This window comes from Ferrovibrio sp. GW821-FHT12E11 (assembly GCF_058806975.1).
In genome coordinates, this window is sequence record NZ_JBXAQG010000001.1 from 3,680,827 (window position 1) to 3,697,747 (window position 16,921).

General features: G+C 65.2%; 19 protein-coding genes and 1 riboswitch. Of the genes, 10 read left to right on the forward strand and 9 right to left on the reverse strand.

The window, feature by feature from the left end:
• Positions 1 to 91: 91 nt before the first annotated feature.
• Entirely contained in the window at positions 92 to 964 is an 873-nt protein-coding gene (locus AC1ROT_RS18190; protein ID WP_493000705.1) for a hypothetical protein, read from the forward strand.
• Positions 965 to 1,164: 200 nt separating this feature from the next.
• Here AC1ROT_RS18190 and AC1ROT_RS18195 read toward each other — a convergent pair whose 3' ends face one another.
• The gene (locus tag AC1ROT_RS18195; RefSeq protein ID WP_493000707.1) at positions 1,165 to 1,845 is read right to left on the reverse strand and encodes an alpha/beta hydrolase; all 681 of its coding nucleotides are present in this window, start codon (positions 1,843 to 1,845) and stop codon (positions 1,165 to 1,167) included.
• A 149-nt stretch (positions 1,846 to 1,994) separates the two neighbouring features.
• Here AC1ROT_RS18195 and AC1ROT_RS18200 point away from each other — a divergent pair, with 149 nt between their 5' ends.
• The 3 genes from AC1ROT_RS18200 (at position 1,995) to AC1ROT_RS18210 (ending at position 4,390) form a co-directional block, all read left to right on the forward strand.
• Positions 1,995 to 3,140, forward strand: a complete 1,146-nt coding sequence (locus AC1ROT_RS18200; protein WP_493000708.1) for a cysteine desulfurase family protein — start codon at positions 1,995 to 1,997, stop codon at positions 3,138 to 3,140.
• 167 nt (positions 3,141 to 3,307) lie between these two features.
• On the forward strand, positions 3,308 to 3,634 hold the full coding sequence (locus AC1ROT_RS18205) for a ferredoxin family 2Fe-2S iron-sulfur cluster binding protein (protein ID WP_492971131.1): 327 nt from the start codon (positions 3,308 to 3,310) through the stop codon (positions 3,632 to 3,634).
• On the forward strand, positions 3,635 to 4,390 hold the full coding sequence (locus tag AC1ROT_RS18210) for a sulfite exporter TauE/SafE family protein (RefSeq protein WP_493000710.1): 756 nt from the start codon (positions 3,635 to 3,637) through the stop codon (positions 4,388 to 4,390).
• On the opposite strand, the gene AC1ROT_RS18215 is transcribed toward AC1ROT_RS18210, so the two are convergent.
• Entirely contained in the window at positions 4,387 to 5,094 is a 708-nt protein-coding gene (locus tag AC1ROT_RS18215; protein WP_493000712.1) for a GntR family transcriptional regulator, read from the reverse strand. The two genes, AC1ROT_RS18210 and AC1ROT_RS18215, sit on opposite strands and share 4 nt — an antisense overlap.
• Before the next feature lie 93 nt (positions 5,095 to 5,187).
• Here AC1ROT_RS18215 and AC1ROT_RS18220 point away from each other — a divergent pair, with 93 nt between their 5' ends.
• From AC1ROT_RS18220 to AC1ROT_RS18240, 5 genes are all read left to right on the forward strand, one after another.
• Positions 5,188 to 6,156 carry a Bug family tripartite tricarboxylate transporter substrate binding protein gene (locus AC1ROT_RS18220; protein ID WP_493000714.1) on the forward strand — a complete coding sequence of 323 codons (969 nt, stop codon included), beginning with the start codon at positions 5,188 to 5,190 and terminating at the stop codon, positions 6,154 to 6,156.
• Between the two features lie 62 nt (positions 6,157 to 6,218).
• Entirely contained in the window at positions 6,219 to 7,958 is a 1,740-nt protein-coding gene (gene araD, locus AC1ROT_RS18225; RefSeq protein WP_493000716.1) for an L-arabinonate dehydratase, read from the forward strand.
• Complete coding sequence (locus AC1ROT_RS18230) at positions 7,958 to 8,896, forward strand: SMP-30/gluconolactonase/LRE family protein (protein WP_493000717.1); 939 nt, start codon at positions 7,958 to 7,960, stop codon at positions 8,894 to 8,896. The genes araD and AC1ROT_RS18230 overlap by 1 nt, the downstream gene beginning before the upstream one ends.
• A gap of 25 nt (positions 8,897 to 8,921) precedes the next feature.
• Positions 8,922 to 9,638, forward strand: a complete 717-nt coding sequence (locus tag AC1ROT_RS18235) for a ribonuclease activity regulator RraA (protein ID WP_493000719.1) — start codon at positions 8,922 to 8,924, stop codon at positions 9,636 to 9,638.
• 337 nt (positions 9,639 to 9,975) lie between these two features.
• Positions 9,976 to 10,812: a ferredoxin--NADP reductase gene (locus AC1ROT_RS18240; protein WP_492971124.1), complete on the forward strand. Its 837-nt coding sequence runs from the start codon at positions 9,976 to 9,978 to the stop codon at positions 10,810 to 10,812.
• A gap of 3 nt (positions 10,813 to 10,815) precedes the next feature.
• Here the strand turns inward: AC1ROT_RS18240 and crcB are convergent, their stop codons facing one another.
• Positions 10,816 to 11,205: a fluoride efflux transporter CrcB gene (gene crcB, locus AC1ROT_RS18245; RefSeq protein ID WP_492972203.1), complete on the reverse strand. Its 390-nt coding sequence runs from the start codon at positions 11,203 to 11,205 to the stop codon at positions 10,816 to 10,818.
• 100 nt (positions 11,206 to 11,305) lie between these two features.
• Positions 11,306 to 11,394: riboswitch (Fluoride riboswitch) on the reverse strand.
• 74 nt (positions 11,395 to 11,468) lie between these two features.
• On the opposite strand from crcB, the gene AC1ROT_RS18250 reads away from it, so the two are divergent.
• Positions 11,469 to 11,852, forward strand: coding sequence for a TfoX/Sxy family protein (locus AC1ROT_RS18250; protein ID WP_492971123.1), 384 nt, complete (start codon positions 11,469 to 11,471; stop codon positions 11,850 to 11,852).
• Here the strand turns inward: AC1ROT_RS18250 and paaI are convergent.
• The 6 genes from paaI to AC1ROT_RS18280 form a co-directional block, all read right to left on the reverse strand.
• A complete protein-coding gene (gene paaI / locus AC1ROT_RS18255) occupies positions 11,849 to 12,292 on the reverse strand; it encodes a hydroxyphenylacetyl-CoA thioesterase PaaI (protein ID WP_492971122.1) in 444 nt (147 codons plus the stop codon). The two genes, AC1ROT_RS18250 and paaI, sit on opposite strands and share 4 nt — an antisense overlap.
• 2 nt (positions 12,293 to 12,294) lie before the next feature.
• Positions 12,295 to 13,086, reverse strand: coding sequence for an enoyl-CoA hydratase-related protein (locus tag AC1ROT_RS18260; protein ID WP_493000721.1), 792 nt, complete (start codon positions 13,084 to 13,086; stop codon positions 12,295 to 12,297).
• A gap of 40 nt (positions 13,087 to 13,126) precedes the next feature.
• Positions 13,127 to 14,185, reverse strand: a complete 1,059-nt coding sequence (locus AC1ROT_RS18265; protein WP_492971120.1) for a diguanylate cyclase — start codon at positions 14,183 to 14,185, stop codon at positions 13,127 to 13,129.
• Between the two features lie 105 nt (positions 14,186 to 14,290).
• Entirely contained in the window at positions 14,291 to 15,001 is a 711-nt protein-coding gene (locus tag AC1ROT_RS18270; protein ID WP_493000722.1) for an ABC transporter ATP-binding protein, read from the reverse strand.
• Positions 15,001 to 15,774 (reverse strand): ABC transporter ATP-binding protein, encoded by a 774-nt coding sequence (locus AC1ROT_RS18275; protein ID WP_492971118.1) that lies wholly within the window; start codon positions 15,772 to 15,774, stop codon positions 15,001 to 15,003. The genes AC1ROT_RS18270 and AC1ROT_RS18275 overlap by 1 nt, the downstream gene beginning before the upstream one ends.
• The gene (locus AC1ROT_RS18280) at positions 15,767 to 16,921 is read right to left on the reverse strand and encodes a branched-chain amino acid ABC transporter permease (protein WP_493000724.1); all 1,155 of its coding nucleotides are present in this window, start codon (positions 16,919 to 16,921) and stop codon (positions 15,767 to 15,769) included. Before AC1ROT_RS18280 ends, AC1ROT_RS18275 begins: the two co-directional genes overlap by 8 nt.

Below are 16,921 nucleotides of genomic sequence, written 5' to 3' on the forward strand. Positions count from 1 at the left end.
GGCAAGACTTTTAATTCCTATTAATTCTTTTTTTGTTCTCATTTCTCGATTTCCGCGCTATCATGATCCGCCTCTGACCAAGGAGGCCTGAATGAGCGGAATTCTAGAACCGGCGGCAATCCCGGATGCCGCGCCCCAGCCGGTGCGGCGGCACCGGATCGACTGGAAGCGGGGCGCCACCCTGCTGGTGGAGGGCGGCCGTCCGGATGCGGTCGCCGCCGCGCTTGGCATCAGCGAAGAGCGGCTGTGGAAGCATCTGCATCACAGCCTGCGCTTTGCCGTGCATATCCAGCGCGCCATGGATCGCCGGCGTCTGCTGGCGCAGATCCAGTATGACGCAGCACTGCCGGGCGCGGTTGTGCAGCGCTGCCTGCAGGATGCACCGCCCGAGGGCGCGCATCTGCAATGGCTGACCGATGTGATGCCGCAGCAACCAAAGCCCGGCGCCGCCGGCGATGGCGCGACGCCGGGTCTGGTCGAGCAGCTGCGCGCCACGGGCGGGCGCTATCCGAACCAGAAACTGCGTCAGCGCCTGGCAGCCGAGAAGGTGAAAATGGATGCCTTCGTGGCGGCCAGCCGCGAGGCGCTCGCCCGCCATGTCGCCGCCAACCCGCTGCCGGCGGAGTCTGCTGTTCGCGTCGATGCGCCGGTGCCGGCTCCGGACAGGATTCAAATAACGCCGGATAAGACTCCAATAACGCCGGATAAGACTCAAACAGCGTCGGATAAGACTCCAATAGCACCGGATAAGATTCAAACAGCATCGGATAAGATGCCAATAGCACCGGATAAGGTCGTCCCGGCGGCCACGGCGCCGGTTGCAGCAGCATCGTCACCGCCGCGTCCGCGCGCGGCGCTGCGCGATCATCGCCCGTCGCGTCCGAATCCGACGATTGTCGATCTCACCGATATCTACGGCCGCCCGCTGCCCGGCGTCACTTTCCCCGACGAGCCGCCGGGGTGAATGTCGCCTGGCGCGGGGATGACGAAATCCATCACCGCGTCATGCCACGCTGGCGTGGCATCCACGACTGTGCGGCCGCCGGTGTGGTTGTCGCGGTGCGGCTGTCGCCGCGCGGGCAAAGACGGGGATGCCACCGCTGGCGCGTTGGCATGACGGAAAAAGGATGGGAATGGCGTCGCCAGCCAACTGGCCGCCAGCTATCAGCTCGCCGTCTGCGCGCCCTTGCCGGCACGGGCGGAGGTCGGCAGGAAGCTGGCCTTCACATACTTGTCGGCGGCGGCGGTCAGTTCGTCCAGCTTGCCTTCGAAGAAGTGATCGGCACCGGCGACCTTCTTGTAGTCGATCTTGATGCCCTTCTGCAGCGCCAGACGCTGGGCCAGCTTGGCCACTTCGTTCTCCGACACGATCTTGTCCTCGGTGCCCTGGATGATCAGGCCCGAAGACGGGCAGGGCGCGAGGAAGCCGAAGTCGAACATGCCGGCCGGCGGCGCCACCGAGATGAAGCCGTCGATTTCCGGGCGGCGCATCAGGAGCTGCATCGAGATCCAGGCGCCGAACGAAAAGCCGGCGATCCACACCGCCGAGGCATTGGCGTTGAAGCTCTGCAGCCAGTCGAGCGCCGAGGCGGCGTCGGAGAGTTCACCGATGCCCTGGTCGAAGCTGCCCTGGCTGCGGCCGACGCCGCGGAAGTTGAACCGCAGCACCGAGAAGCCGCGTTTGGCGAAGACATGGAACAGGTTGTAGGTCACCTTGTTATTCATCGTCCCGCCATACAGCGGGTGCGGATGAAGAATCAGGGCGATCGGGGCATTGGCTTCCGGGCCCGGATGGTAACGGCCTTCCAGCCGTCCGTCGGGACCAGGAAAAATGATATCAGGCATTACGGTACGTCACTTTCGCCGCTTCTGGGGCTGCCGGCGCCGCAGCGTAACATCGCCGGCGCTGGATAATCGGTTGATCGGGCCTTAGGGTCCGGTCCCTTGGGTTTTACCATACTCGGCAGAGCGAAATTCAAGCTTAAAAGCAGGAAATGAACGTCACCTACCTGGACTATAACGCTACGGCACCCCTGCGGCCCGAGGCCCGCGCGGCGCTGCTGGCGGCGCTGGCGGCCCCGGGCAACCCGTCTTCGGTGCACCGTTTCGGCCGTGCGGCGCGGGGAATCGCGGATACTGCGCGGGCCCAGGTGGCAGCGCTGGTCGGCGCCGAGGCCCGGCGCGTGGTCTTCACCGGCGGCGGCACCGAGGCCAACAATCTCGCTTTGCGCCTGGCGGTCGAGAAGGCAGGGGTGAAAAGCGTCATCGTTGCCGGCATCGAGCACGACTCGGTGCTCCGCCCCGCCCGCGAACTCGGGCTGCCCCCCTTCAATCTGAGCTGCCGCGAGCTGCCGGCCGAGTCCGATGGCGTGCTGGCCCAGGCGGCCCTGGAAGAGGCGCTGGCGACCCTGCCGAAGCCGGCGCTGGTCTGCCTGATGCTGGCCAACAACGAGACTGGCGCGATTCAGCCGGTGACCGCGGCCACCCGGCTGACCCATGCGGCCGGCGGCCTGCTGCTTTGCGACGCGGTGCAGGCGGCCGGCAAGATCGAGGTCGACCTGGGGAAACTCGGCTGCGACTTCCTCACCCTGTCCGGCCACAAGCTCGGCGGTCCCACCGGGGTGGGGGCCCTGGTGCTGCGCGACGACTGGGTCCCGGCTCCGATGATCCGCGGCGGCGGCCAGGAGCAGGGCATGCGGGCCGGCACCGAGAACCTGGGCGGCATCGCCGGCTTCGGGGCCGCGGCGGCGGCGGCGCCCTATGGCCTGGTGGAAATGAAGACGACGCTGGCACTGCGCGACCGGCTCCAGGCCGCCCTGCTGGCGGCCTGCCCGGAGGCTCCCATCCATGGCGGCGATGCCCGGCTCGGGCGTCTGCCCAACACCCTTTGCATCGGCATGCCGGGCGTGCCGGCCGAGACCCAGGTGATGGCTTTCGACCTGGCCGGCCTAGCGGTCTCTGCCGGCTCGGCCTGTTCCTCGGGCAAGGTCGCGCCCAGCCATGTGCTGACCGCCATGGGGCTGTCCGAACAGGTCGCCCGCGAGGCCGTGCGCTTCAGCCTCGGCTGGGACACCAAGCCTGAGGATATTGAGCGTGCGATCGAGATCTGGGCCGGCTTCTGGGCGCGCAAACGGAAGTAATCTTAAACATGATATATTTATATTATATATATGATTTTTAATAATATTATGTTTTTTATTGAAGTGATTTAGGCGAAAAGGGCAGGCGGGAAAACCCGGGCCGGATCGGTTGCCGGTTCGGCTGCCAGACGATATATCCGGGCGGCCTTTCAGGAGATCAGCAGTCGATGCCGAAGATGACCTTTGTCCAGCCCGATGGCAGCCGCGTCGAAGTCGATGCGCCTGTCGGCCTCTCGGTGCTGGAAGTCGCCCACAAGCATGGGGTGGATATCGAGGGCGCCTGCGAGGGCTCGCTGGCCTGCTCGACCTGCCATGTGGTCATCGACCCGGACTGGTATGGCAAGCTGCCCGCCGCCAAGCCCGACGAGGAAGACATGCTCGACCTCGCCTTCGGCCTGACCAAGACCTCCCGGCTCGGCTGCCAGCTCATCATCACCGAGGCGCTCGACGGCCTGGTGGTCAGCCTGCCGACCGCCACCCGGAACATGATGTAAGTGGACAGCCTGATCCTGGTCGTCGCCCTGGGGGCGGCGCTCGCCGGTTTCGTCCAGGGTCTCTCGGGCTTCGCCTTCGCCCTGGTCGCCATGTCGGTCTGGGCCTGGTGGCTGGAGCCCCAGCTCGCCTCGGCGCTTGCCGTCGCCGGCGGCCTGACCGGCCAGGTGCTCGCCGCCGTTACGCTGCGGCGCGGCTTCGACCGGCGCCTGCTGCTGCCCTACGTCGCCGGCGGCCTCGCCGGAATCCCGGTCGGCGTCTGGATCCTGCCGCTCCTGGATGTGCAGGTCTTCAAGATCACACTCGGCGGCCTGCTCATCGTGGTCTGTCCGCTGATGCTGCTGGCGCCCCGGCTGCCCCGGATCGCCATCGCCCATGCCGGCCTGGCCCGGGCCGCCGATGGCGGCATCGGTCTGGTCGGCGGGGTGCTGGGCGGGATCGGCGGCTTCTCCGGCGTGATCCCGACGCTCTGGTGCACCTTGCGCGGCATGCCTAAGGACACCCAGCGCAGCGTGATCCAGACTTTCAACCTGGCGCTTCTGGCCGTCACCTTCGGCAGCTATGTCGCCACCGGCATCGTCACCCGGCAGACCCTGCCGCTGCTGGCCGTGGTGCTGCCGGCCATGCTGATCCCCAGCCTGCTCGGCGCAAAGCTCTATATCGGCATCAGCGAGCAGGCCTTCCGCCGCATCGTGCTCGGGCTGCTGACCGCGTCCGGCCTGGCGATGCTGGCCTCGGGGCTGGCGCGGCTGAACTAGTCGCGGAAATAGCTGGCCGGATACTGCGCGCGGATGCCTTCCACGAAGGCCAGCGAGCGCGACAGATGGGCGCGCACTTCGCGGCTGGCGGCCACCGGATCGCCGGCGGCGATGGCATCGACGATGGCGGTGTGGTCGCGCATGATCTGGTGCACCTTGCCGGCCATGGGCAGATGCAGGCGGCGCAGGCGGTCGATATGGCCGCTGTTGCGTCGCGCCAGCGCCCACAGGTCCGGCACGCCGGCCGCCTCATACATCTGGCGATGGAACAGCCGGTCCTGCGCATCGAACTGCGCCAGGTCGCCATTGTCGCCGAAGGCCTGCTGCAGCCGCAGGGTCTGGCGCAGGCGTTCGATCAGGCCTGTATCGGGCGCGCTGGCCAGCGTATGGACGGTTTCCACCTCGACCGAGCGACGCAGGAAGGCGGCCTGGCGGGCATGATCGAGGTCGATGCGGCTCACCATGGTGGCGTGCTGCGGGAAGATATCGACCAGCGCTTCCTCGGCCAGCTTCATCAGCGCGTCGCGGATCGGCGTGGAGCTGAGGCCGAACCGCAGCTGCAGCTCCTGGCGCGACAGCACCGTGCCCGGCACCAGGTCCAGATTGATGATGGCGTCGCGCAGGTGATCGAAGACCTGCGGGGCGGCCTGCCGGGATTTGTCCCGGAGCGGGGTAAGGGCGAGGGGGGTGACGACCACGGTCATGGCAGGCTTCTAGCATGGTTCGGCAATTGACGCACTAATGCATTAGTGGTCTGATCCGACTCATAAACAAAGAACCTTGGAGGAAACGAGACCATGATCCTGAAATCCCTGATGGGGGCGGCTGCCCTCGCGCTGGCTATCGCCAGCCCCGCGCTGGCCCAGCAATATCCTGACCGCAACGTCACCATGATCGTGCCTTTCCCGGCGGGCGGTTCGTCCGACATCGCCGGCCGCAACCTGGCGTCCAAGCTGACTGAAAGCCTGGGCAAGACCGTGGTGGTGGATAACCGCGCCGGCGCCAACGGCTCGCTCGGCGCCACGCTGCTCAAGCAGGCGGCGCCCGATGGCTACACCATCCTGGTCGGCTCGATCGGCGTCTTCGGCATCAACCCGGCGCTGTTCAAGGATCTGAAATACGATCCGCTGAAGGACTTCGACCTGCTGACGGTGGCCGTCCGCACCCCGAATGTGCTGGTCGCCTATCCGGGCTTCCCGGCCAATACCGTGGCCGAGCTGATCGAGTATCTGAAGAAGAACCCGGACAAGGTGTCGTTCGCCTCGTCGGGCACCGGCTCGTCCGACCATCTGACCGCCGAACTGTTCCTGCAGAAGACCAACACCAAGGGCGTGCATGTGCCCTACAAGGGCGGCGGGCCGGCCATCACCGACCTGATCGGCGGCCATGCCAATGTGTCCTTCCAGAATCTGGGCGCCATCGCCAACCATGTGCGCGGCGGCAAGCTGAAGGCGCTGGCCGTCACCGCCGACAAGCGCAATGCCGCGCTGCCGGACGTGCCGACCATGGCCGAAGCCGGCGTGAAGGATGTGGAAGTCTATTCCTGGCAGGCAGCGGCTGCGCCCAAGGGCCTGCCCCCGGCCGTCCGCGCCCGTCTGGAGAAGGACATGATCGCCGGCCTGACCGCGCCGGACATGAAGGCGAAGTTCAATGATATCGGTTTCGATGTCGTCGCCAACACCGGCAAGGAGTTCGAGACCTTCCTGACGGCCGAGATCGCCCGCTGGAAGACCGTGATCGAAGTCGGCAAAATCACGCCGGAGTAATTGAAGGCAGTCCCCGGGGCGGACATCATGTCCGCCCCATTTCTTTTTCTGACGAGTAAACCATGGCCAGCAAGAAGAAGACCCCAGACCAGCTCCGTTCCGCCCGCTGGTTCGCGCCGGACGACCTGCGCAGTTTCGGTCACCGCTCGCGCATCATGCAGATGGGCTATGCCAGCGTCGAATGGACCGGCAAGCCGCTGATCGCCATCGTCAACACCTGGTCCGACATCAATCCCTGCCATGCGCATTTCAAGCATCGCGTCGAAGACGTGAAGCGTGGCGTGCTGCAGGCCGGCGGGCTGCCGATCGAGCTGCCGGCGATCTCCGTTTCGGAAAGTTTCGTCAAGCCGACCACCATGCTCTATCGCAATATGCTGGCGATGGAGACCGAGGAGCTGATCCGCAGCCATCCGGTCGACGGCGTGGTGCTGATGGGCGGCTGCGACAAGTCCACGCCGGGTCTGCTGATGGGCGCCACCAGCGCCGGCCTGCCGATGATCTACCTGCCGGCCGGGCCGATGCTGCGCGGCAACTGGAAGGGCAAGATCCTCGGCTCCGGCTCGGATGCCTGGAAGTTCTGGGACGAGCGCCGCGCCGGCAATATCTCGAACCAGGAATGGAACGACATCGAGGCCGGCATCGCGCGCTCCTACGGCACCTGCATGACCATGGGCACGGCCGCCACCATGATGGCGATCACCGAGGCCATCGGCATGACCCTGCCGGGCGCGTCTTCCATTCCCGCCGCCGATGCCAACCACATCCGCATGAGCAGCGATTGCGGCCGCCGCATCGTCGACATGGTCTGGGAAGACCTGGTGCCGACGGCGATCCAGACCCGCAAGGCCTATGAAAATGCCATCGCGGTGGCCATGGCCATGGGCTGCTCGACCAACGCGATCATTCACCTGATCGCCATGGCGCGCCGCGCCGGGCAGGATATCTCGCTGGACGATTTCGAGATCGCGTCACGGAAAGTCCCAGTGATCGCCAATATCCGTCCCTCGGGCGAAGACTATCTGATGGAGGACTTCTTCTATGCCGGCGGCCTGCCGGCGCTGATGACCCGCATCAAGGATCATCTGCACATGGACGCGGTCACCGTGACGGGCCAGACCCTGGCCGAGAATATCGCCCATGCTGCCGTGCATAACGATGATGTCATCCGTACGGTGGAGACGGCGATCTATGCCGAGGGTGCGCTGGCGGTGCTGAAGGGCAACCTGGCGCCCGATGGCTGCGTGATCAAGCCGAGCGCCTGCGATCCGCGTTTCCTCAAGCATTCCGGCCCGGCGCTGGTGTTCGACGATTATCCGTCGATGAAGAAGGCGGTGGATGACGAGAATCTCGACGTCACGGCAGATCACGTCCTGATCCTGCGCAATGCGGGTCCGCTCGGCGGTCCGGGCATGCCGGAATGGGGCATGCTGCCGATCCCGAAGAAACTGGTGAAGCAGGGCGTGCGCGACATGGTGCGGCTGTCGGATGCGCGCATGAGCGGCACGTCTTACGGCGCCTGCATCCTGCATGTGGCGCCGGAATCCTATATCGGCGGACCGCTGGCGCTGGTGAAGAACGGCGACATCATCTCGCTCGATGTCGACAAGCGCACCATCACGCTGGATGTGCCCGACGCCGAACTGGAAAAACGCAAGGCGGCCTGGCAGCAGCCCGAGGTGCGCTACGAGCGCGGCTATGGCTGGATGTTCAGCAAGCATATCAAGCAGGCCGATCAGGGCTGCGACTTCGACTTCCTTGAAACCGGCTTCGGTGCGCCGGTGCGCGAACCGGACATCTTCTGATGTGGACGCCCACACCCCGTTATCCCGATCCGGCCGTGCAGGTGCTGGACGACAGTTTCATGAAGCTGCGCCTGCGCACGGCGGCGGTCGAACGGCTGGCCACCGGCTTTCGCTGGGCCGAAGGTCCGGTGTGGTTCGGCGACCAGCGCTGCCTGATCTGGAGCGATATCCCGAACAACCAGATGCTGCGCTGGGACGAGCAGACCGGTGCGGTCAGCGTCTTCCGCAAGCCCAGCAATTACGCCAACGGCAATACGCGCGACCGCCAGGGCCGGCTGGTCACCTGCGAGCATCAGACGCGCCGCATCACCCGTACCGAATACGACGGCAGCATCACCGTGCTGGCCGACCGCTTCGAGGGCAAGCGCTTCAACTCGCCGAACGACATCGTGGTGAAATCCGACGGCAGCGTCTGGTTTACCGATCCGATCTTCGGCGTCAACAGCAATTACGAAAGCCGCAAGGGGCAGTCCGAGCTGCCGCAGCATGTCTATCGCCTCGATCCGGCGACCGGCGATCTGAGCGTGGCGGCCGAGGGCCTCAACGGGCCGAACGGCCTGGCCTTCTCGCCCGATGAAAGCCGGCTCTATATCGTTGAGTCGCTGGCGGCGCCGAACCGCCTGATCCATGCCTATGACGTGGTGGGCGGCAAGACGCTCACCAATCGCAAGGTGCTGATCGACTGCGGTGCCGGCACGGCCGATGGTTTCCGTGTCGATACCGGCGGCAACCTGTGGTGTGGCTGGGGCATGGGCAGCGACGATCTGGACGGCGTGATGGTGTTCAACGCCGACGGCAAGGGGATCGGGCGCATTGCGCTGCCCGAACGCTGCGCCAATCTGTGTTTCGGCGGCGAGATGCGCAACCGCCTGTTCATGGCCTCGAGCCAGTCGCTCTATGCGCTGTATGTGGATACCCAGGGCGCGACGCTGTCTTGAGTTTTTAAAAAAGAAGGACCTTCCCGTGACTCTCAAAGCCGAAACCCTTGCCAAGCTGAAGACCGTCAGCACGCCGACGCTGGCCACCGCGCTCTACAAGCGCGGCCTGCGCAACCAGTTCATCCAGGATGTGGTGCCGCTCAACCCGTCGCTGCCGACCATGGTGGGCGAGGCCTTCACGCTGCGCTACATGCCGGCGCGCGAGGACCGCAATCCGATCACGGTGTTCCAGAACCCTGAGCATCCGCAGCGCAAGGCGGTGGAGATCTGCCCGCCCGGCGCCGTGCTGGTGATGGACAGCCGCAAGGATGCGCGTGCCGCTTCGGCCGGTTCGATCCTGATCTCGCGCCTGATGATGCGCGGCGTGGCCGGCGTGGTGACCGATGGCGGCTTCCGCGATTCCGGCGAGATCGCGCAGCTCAAGATTCCGGCCTTCCACAGCCGTCCCTCTGCGCCGACCAACCTGACGCTGCATGAAGCCATCGACATCAACGTGCCGATCGGCTGCGGCGATGCGGCGGTCTTCCCCGGCGACGTGATCGTCGGCGATGCCGATGGCGTCATGGTGATCCCGGCGGAGATCGCCGACGAGATCGCCACCGAAGCCGTCGAGATGACGGCGTTCGAGGATTTCGTCACCGAGCAGGTGCTGGGCGGGCGGTCGATCCGCGGGCTTTATCCGGCCACCGATCCGCAGACCAAGGTGGACTTCGAAGCCTGGCGCAAGCAGAAGGGCCGGTAAGGAAGCCTCACAAAAAACCGGCACCCTCGGCCATTGCGCTTTGCGCGAAGGCCTATGCATGGCGGCAAAGCTGCGGCTGGCGCAGTTAAAACCTGCTTGCGCGGCCTCAGAATTATTTTATACTTAAAATAATATGGCGCCGCCGCCGGCACGAAGGCGAGCTTTTAAACACTGAATTATTGTGTATTCCACCTAAACCTTGATTTTGGCCGTGGAATGCGAAATATGCGCTGTTCAAGCGGCCGGAACCATATTATATGTGTACATATGATTTAGGCCGTGAGTTCTGGTCAGCCCCGTAGTATCCCGCGCTGCCCCCCAAACGGATTTCAAGCCCATGTCATCTTCCGCTGCCGCCGCCGTCGTTCCTGCCACGCCCTCGCATCCGCTGCTCAAGCCCGGCGGCAATCTGCGTGAGGAGACGGTCACCTTCGTCCATCACTGGACCGACAATCTCTTCACCTTCCGCACCAGCCGCGATCCGACCTTCCGGTTCATCAACGGCCAGTTTGCGATGATCGGTCTGATCGTCGACAACAAGCCGCTGCTGCGCGCCTATTCGATGGCGAGCGCCAATTACGAAGAGCATCTGGAATTCTTCTCGATTAAGGTGCCGGACGGCCCGCTGACCTCCAGGCTGCAGCATCTGAAGGTGGGCGAGAAGATCATCGTCGGCCGCAAGTCGGTCGGCACGCTGCTGCAGGACAACCTGCATCCGGGCAAGACGCTGTATCTGCTGGGCACCGGCACTGGCCTCGCGCCCTTCATGTCGATCATCAAGGACCATGAAGCCTACGAGCGCTACGACCGCGTGGTGCTGGTGCATGGCGTGCGCACCGTGGGTGAACTGGCCTACCAGGATTACATCACGCGCGAGCTGCCGGAGAACGAGTTCTTCGGCGACGAGGTGAAAGCCAAGCTGCTGTATTATCCGACCGTGACGCGCGAGGATTTCCGCAACCAGGGCCGCATCACCGACCTGATCCGCAGCGGCAAGCTGTTCAGCGATCTGGGCCTGCCGCCGCTCAACATCGAGACCGACCGCCTGATGCTCTGCGGCAGCCCGCAGATGCTGAGCGAAATGCGCGAGATGCTGGACGGCCTGAAGTGGGAAGAGGGCAGCACCACCGGCGCCGGCCATTACGTGATCGAGAAAGCCTTCGTCGAACAGTAAACCTCAGGCGCCGCCTTTCAGGGCCTGCATCAGCGCCAGGCCGGCCCAGGTGGCCAGCAGGCAGGCGAACACTGACAGCGCCACATTGCCGCCGGCCCGCAGCAGCAGGCCCTCGCGCAGCAGCACGAGGGTCTGCAGGCTGAAGCTGGAAAATGTCGTGAAGCCGCCGCAGATGCCGACCATCAGGAACAGACGGCCGCCATCGCTCAGCGTCCAGCGTCCTTCGCCAAAGGCCAGCGCGCCGAGCGCGCCGATCACGAACGAGCCGCTGACATTCACCAGGATCGTGCCCCAGGGAAAATCGGCGTTCAGCCGGGCGTCGACGGCTTCGGTCATCCAGTAACGGGCGATGCTGCCGAGCGCGCCGCCGGCAGCAATATAGAAATACCCGATCATTCCTCGCTCCATCGTCATGGCCGCCCCACGGGACGGCGTTGGTCTTTGTGATCGAGAGCGGAGGGGGGTATTCCGGACAGACTCCCACCGCCATCGACTTGCGGTAGGAGCCATCAGCGACCGGGCCCTTGGTTGTTTCAGGTGGGCCGGCGGCGGTTATCGGGGGACTCCATCCCCATCGCCAGCGAGATTAGCAAAAGTGCCGCAGGCGGTCAAAGCGCTCTTGGCCGGCGCGAACGGGTTGGCTAGTCTGCCGGCCCATGAGCGCGAGTCCCGACTTCATCGAGTTCGTCCAGGAGCTGTTCGCCCCGCTGGGCGGCATTGCAGTCCGCCGCATGTTCGGCGGGGCGGGGATATACAGCCGTGGCGTGATGTTCGGCCTGGTGGATGACGATACGATCTACCTGAAGGCCGACGCCGAGAGCCAGAAGGCCTACCAGGACAAGGGCTGCGAGCCCTTCGTCTATGACGGCAAGGGCAAGCCGGTGCAGATGAGCTACTGGAAGATGCCGGCCGAGCTGGTTGATGATGCCGAACAGGCGGTGGAGTGGGCGAAGACCGCCCTCGAAGTCGCGCGTGCGGCCAAGACCGCCGTGCCGCCGCCCTCGCGCCGGGTCGTCGGCGCCGCGCGCCGCTGGCGCTAGGCCTTTGCCGCTGCCGCGCCGGGCAGCGTTTCACCTTTCACCATGCGGGCGAGGCCACGGAACACCGCCATGACGGTGCCGTCCGCATCCGTCACTGTCATATCGTAGATGCTGCTGCGGCCCGAGGCCGATTTCAGTTCCGCCTTCGCCGTCAGCACCGTGCCGACCGGCACCGGCCGCAAAAAGGTGATGTCGCATTGCTGCGCCACCGTCGCCGCGTTGAAGGAATTGCAGGCATAGCCGAAGGCTGAGTCCGCCAGCGTGAAGATCATGCCGCCATGGCAGGTGCCGTGGCTGTTCACCATGTCGGGCCGTACGGTCATGCGCAGCGTGCAGCCGCCGGGCGCCATCGCCAGCAGCTCGACGCCGAGCCGCTGAGCCGCGAGATCGCGCTCATGCGCCACCTTGCCGATGGCATCGGCCAGCTCCTGCGGCGTCATCGTCACTTGCCGGTAAACTTGGCCGCGCGCTTCTGCAGGAAGGCCATCACGCCCTCGATGAAGTCGCGGCTGCGGCCGGCGATCACCTGGGATTCGCGCTCGGCTTCCAGCTGCGCATCGAGGCCGTTGCTGGCCGACTGGCGGATCAGCTTACGGATCTGGCCCAGGCCGATGGTGGGGCCCAAAGCGAATTTCTGCGCCACTTTGCGGGCTTCATCCATCAGGGCGGCATCGTCGACGCATTTCCACACCAGGCCCCAGGCGGCCGCCGTCTCGGCCGGCAGCGGTTCGCCCAGCATGGTGAGGCCGAGCGCACGGGCCGAGCCGACCAGCCGCGGCAGGAAATAGGTGCTGCCGGCATCGGGCACCAGGCCGATATTGGCAAACGCCTGCAGGAAGCTGGCCGATTTCGCCGCGATGACGATATCGCCGGTCAGCGCCAGGCTCATGCCGGCGCCGGCCGCCGGGCCGTTGACGGCGCAGACCACCGGCATACGAAAGCTGGCAAGCTTGCGGATCACCGGATGATAGTTCTGATGCAGCGCCTGGCCCAAATCGGGCGGGCCGCCGTCTTTCATCAGGTCGCCGCTGGCGAGATCGGCGCCGGAGCAAAAGCCGCGGCCGGCGCCGGTGAGCAGCAGGCAGCGGATCGCGGCATCGGCCTCGATCTCGGCGAGCGCCTGGCCCAGTTCGACCATCAGGTCGGTGCTGAGCGCGTTCAGCCGTTCGGGGCGGTTGAGGGTGACCGTGGCGATACCATCGGCCTTCTCGACAATGAGCGTGGTCCAAGCCATGCGTTTCTCTCCCTTGATGGAGGCAACGCTAGCCGATTTGTCAGGAGCGGAGAACCGTCTCGGTCAGACTGGAGGTTTCCGTTGCGGCAAGCACACGGTTGCGGCCGTGATTCTTGGCGTTGTAGAGCGCGCCATCGGCGCGCTGCACAAAGGCGCTGAGCGCTTCGCCCACCCGGTATTCGGCGACGCCGGCCGAAATGGTGATGCGGCCAAGCTCTTCGCCCGAGGCGCGCTTGACCAGTTTGCGGGTGGCAATCAGCGCGCGGATGTTGTCGCCGAGTTTGACGGCCTGGTCGGCGCGGGTGCGCGGCAGCAGCAGGGCGAATTCCTCGCCGCCGTAGCGCGCGGCCAGGTCCTGGCCCTTCACATTGTCGCTGAGCGTGCGGGCCACCAGCTGCAGCACGGTGTCGCCGGTCTGGTGGCCATGGCGGTCGTTGAACAGCTTGAAATGATCGATATCGAGCAGCATCAGGCAGAGCGGCTCGTGACTGTCCTGCGCCGCCTTGGTGAACAGAGTCAGGGTCTGTTCGAAATTCTTGCGGTTGGCCAGACCGGTGAGGCTGTCCGACAGCGCCTCGCGGCGGGCCTGCTCGAAATGCTCGCGCAGCTGCTGCACCTCGGCCGTCGTCTCGGCCAAGCGGTCCTCCAGCGACTGGTTGCGCTCCTGCATGCTGCGGGTTTCCTGCAGCATGGCGCCGACCAGAGAGCCGAAGGCCGGGCCGTTGCCGTGGCTGTCGAGCTTGTCGGAGAAATCTTCCAGCTTCTCGCCGTAGGAGCGGGTGTCTTCCTCGGCGGCGCCGACAAAGCTGCGCAGTTCTTCCATCGCCTGCTGCAGTTTTTCGGTGGTGTCGCGCGAAGCCCGCAGCATGCGCGCCGGATTGAGGAATTCCTCGTAGAGCTGCAGCGTGGTGTCGGGCGTGAACGGCTTGCTGGAGGCCAGCAGCGCATCGATGGCGCGGCTCAGGGCCGGGTCGCGGCCAGCGTGGTATTCGTACCAGATGGTGAAATTGATCGGGGTCGGCGCGATGCCGAACCGCGTCATGCTGGTCACCGCCGCGTGGGCGAGTTCCGCTGCATGATGCAGGTCGTCGTGATACATGACCGCTCCCCTCGGGCGGCGGGCCGGTATCCCCCGATCACGGCCCCGCGCGGTGCCTACTTTGCTGCGGCCGGCCCCCGGTGTCCATGGGGCCAAAGATGAAATTCAGATGCCGAGATAACGGTGCTGGATATCGGGGGCGGCCTTCAGTTCGGCCGAATTGCCCTGCCAGACCACGCGGCCCTTTTCGATCACGTAATGCCGGTCGGCCAGCCGGGTCAGGGCCTGCACATTCTTATCCACAACCAGGATGGCCTGGCCGGCCTGTTTCAGGCGCTCCAGGCAATGCCAGATTTCCAGGCGGATCAGCGGTGCGAGGCCTTCGGTCGCCTCGTCGAGGATCAGCAGATGCGGATTGGTCATCAGGGCCCGGCCGACGGCCAGCATCTGCTGCTCGCCCCCCGAGAGCTGGTTGCCCATGTTATTCACCCGCTCGGCGAGGCGGGGGAACAGCTCGACCACGCGCTCGTAATGCCAGGGATTGCTGGTGCCACTGCGGTTGGCGGCTGTAGCGATCAGATTCTCTTTCACCGACAGGTTGGGGAAAATCTGGCGGCCTTCCGGCACCAGGCCAACACCGATCTTGGCGACGCGGTAGGAGGGCAGGCCGCGGATTTCGTCGTTGCGGAAGCGGATATGGCCGCGCGCGGCCGGCGTCATGCCCATGATCGAGCGGATGGTGGTGGACTTGCCCATGCCGTTGCGGCCCATGAGCGTGACCACTTCGCCGGCCTTGATGCTGAGCGACATGCCGAACAGCACCTGGCTGCGGCCGTAGAAGGTGTCGATGGCGTCGACGGTGAGCAGGTCGGTCATCACACGGCCTCCGCTTCGTCGCCGAGATAGGCCTGGCGCACCTGTTCGTTGCGGCGGATCTCGTCGGGCGTGCCGGTGGCGATGCCATGGCCGTAGACCAGCACGGTGATGCGGTCGGCCAGGGCAAAGACGGCGTCCATGTCGTGTTCGATCAGCAGCATGGTGACGCTGCCCTTAATGCGGCCCAGCATGGTGACCATGCGGGCGGAATCCTCAGGGCCCATGCCGGCCATCGGCTCATCCAGCAGCAGCAGCTTCGGCCGCGTGGCCAGTGCCATGGCGATTTCCAGCTGGCGATGTTCGCCGTGGCTCAGCACGCTGGCGATGACATCGGCGCGATGGGCCAGGCCGACCTGCTCCAGCGCCGCCATTGCGGGGTCGCGCAAACTGCGATCGGCGCGGGCGGCGGCCCAGAAGCGGAAGGAATGGCCATCATGGGCCTGCACGGCGAGCGCGACGTTATCGAGCGCGGTGAAGTTCGGGAAGATCGAGGTGATCTGGAACGAGCGGGCGATGCCGAGTGCCGAGCGCAGATGCACCGGCAGCGCGGTGATGTCGCGGCCCATGAAATGGATGGTGCCGGCATCGGGGCGCAGTTCGCCGATCAGCTGGCCGATCATCGTGGTCTTGCCGGCGCCGTTGGGGCCGATCACCGCATGGATTTCGCCAGCGCGGATATCGAGCGAGAGATTGTCGGTCGCGGTCAATCCGCCGAAGCGCTTGACCAGACCATCTACTTTGAGAACAGGGACTTTCAGCATGGGCTCAGTCATGGCCGTGGCCCTCCGCCGCCGCGGCGTCGCCACGCTGGCGCTGCTCCCACCAGATCGACAGGGCCAGCAGGCCGAGCGCGCCGGCAAAGATCAGCGCCGGCACCAGCCAGTCGCGCTCATAGACCAGATGAATGCCATAGACGATGTAGAACAGGCCCAAGCCGGCCATCAGCTTGCCGGTCTGGCCGCGCAGGATGGCGCCATCGATGCCGCCGCGGGCGAAGATCACCACCAGCACCAGGATCGGGCCGAAGACGATCTTCCAGAATTCGGTCCAGCTCGAGAGGATTTCTTCCAGCAGCAGGAAGGCCACCGTGCCGAACAGCGGGCCGAACAGGCTGCCCATGCCGCCGAGCACCACCATGACAATGAGATCGCCGGAGCGGCTCCAGTGCATCATCGCCGGGCTGATGAAATTGGTGAAGGTGGCGGTCAGCACGCCGGCCAGGCCGCAGACCATGCCGGCGATGATGAAGGCGGTGAGGCGATAGCGATGTACCGGGAAGCCAATCGTGGCCATGCGGCGGTCGTTCGACTTGGCGCCCTGCAGCACCATGCCGAAGCGGGAATTCACCGCGCGATGGCAGAGATAGATGGTGACGGCCAGCAGCAGCCAGCAGAGGTAATAGAAGCTCGGCTTGTGGTTGAGGTCGATCAGGCCGCCGAAATCCGAGCGCTTCATAATGGTCAGGCCATCGTCGCCGCCATAGGCGAAGGCGCCGTTGCCGATGTAGTAGACCAGCTGGGCCAGCGCCAGCGTGATCATGATGAAGAAGATGCCCTTGGTCCGCAGCGACAGCAGGCCGATAAGGGCCGCGGCGATGCCGCTGATGACAATCGCCAGTGGCCACTGGATCCAGGCGGCATGCACGCCATGGAAGGCGAGGATGCCGACGGTATAGCCGCCGATGCCGATATAGGCGGCATGGCCGAAGCTGACCAGGCCGCCATAGCCCAGGATCAGGTTCAGGCTGACCGCTGCGATCGCCATGATGACGATGCGGGTGAAGAGCGTCAGCAGGAAGGGATCGTCGAAGACAACGGCAAAGACCGGCACGAGGCCGAGGAATGCCAGGACGATCAGGCCGACCAGGGTGGTGATGTTGCGCGATGCGCTGGGGCTCGGCTGAGCAGCGAGTACGGACAC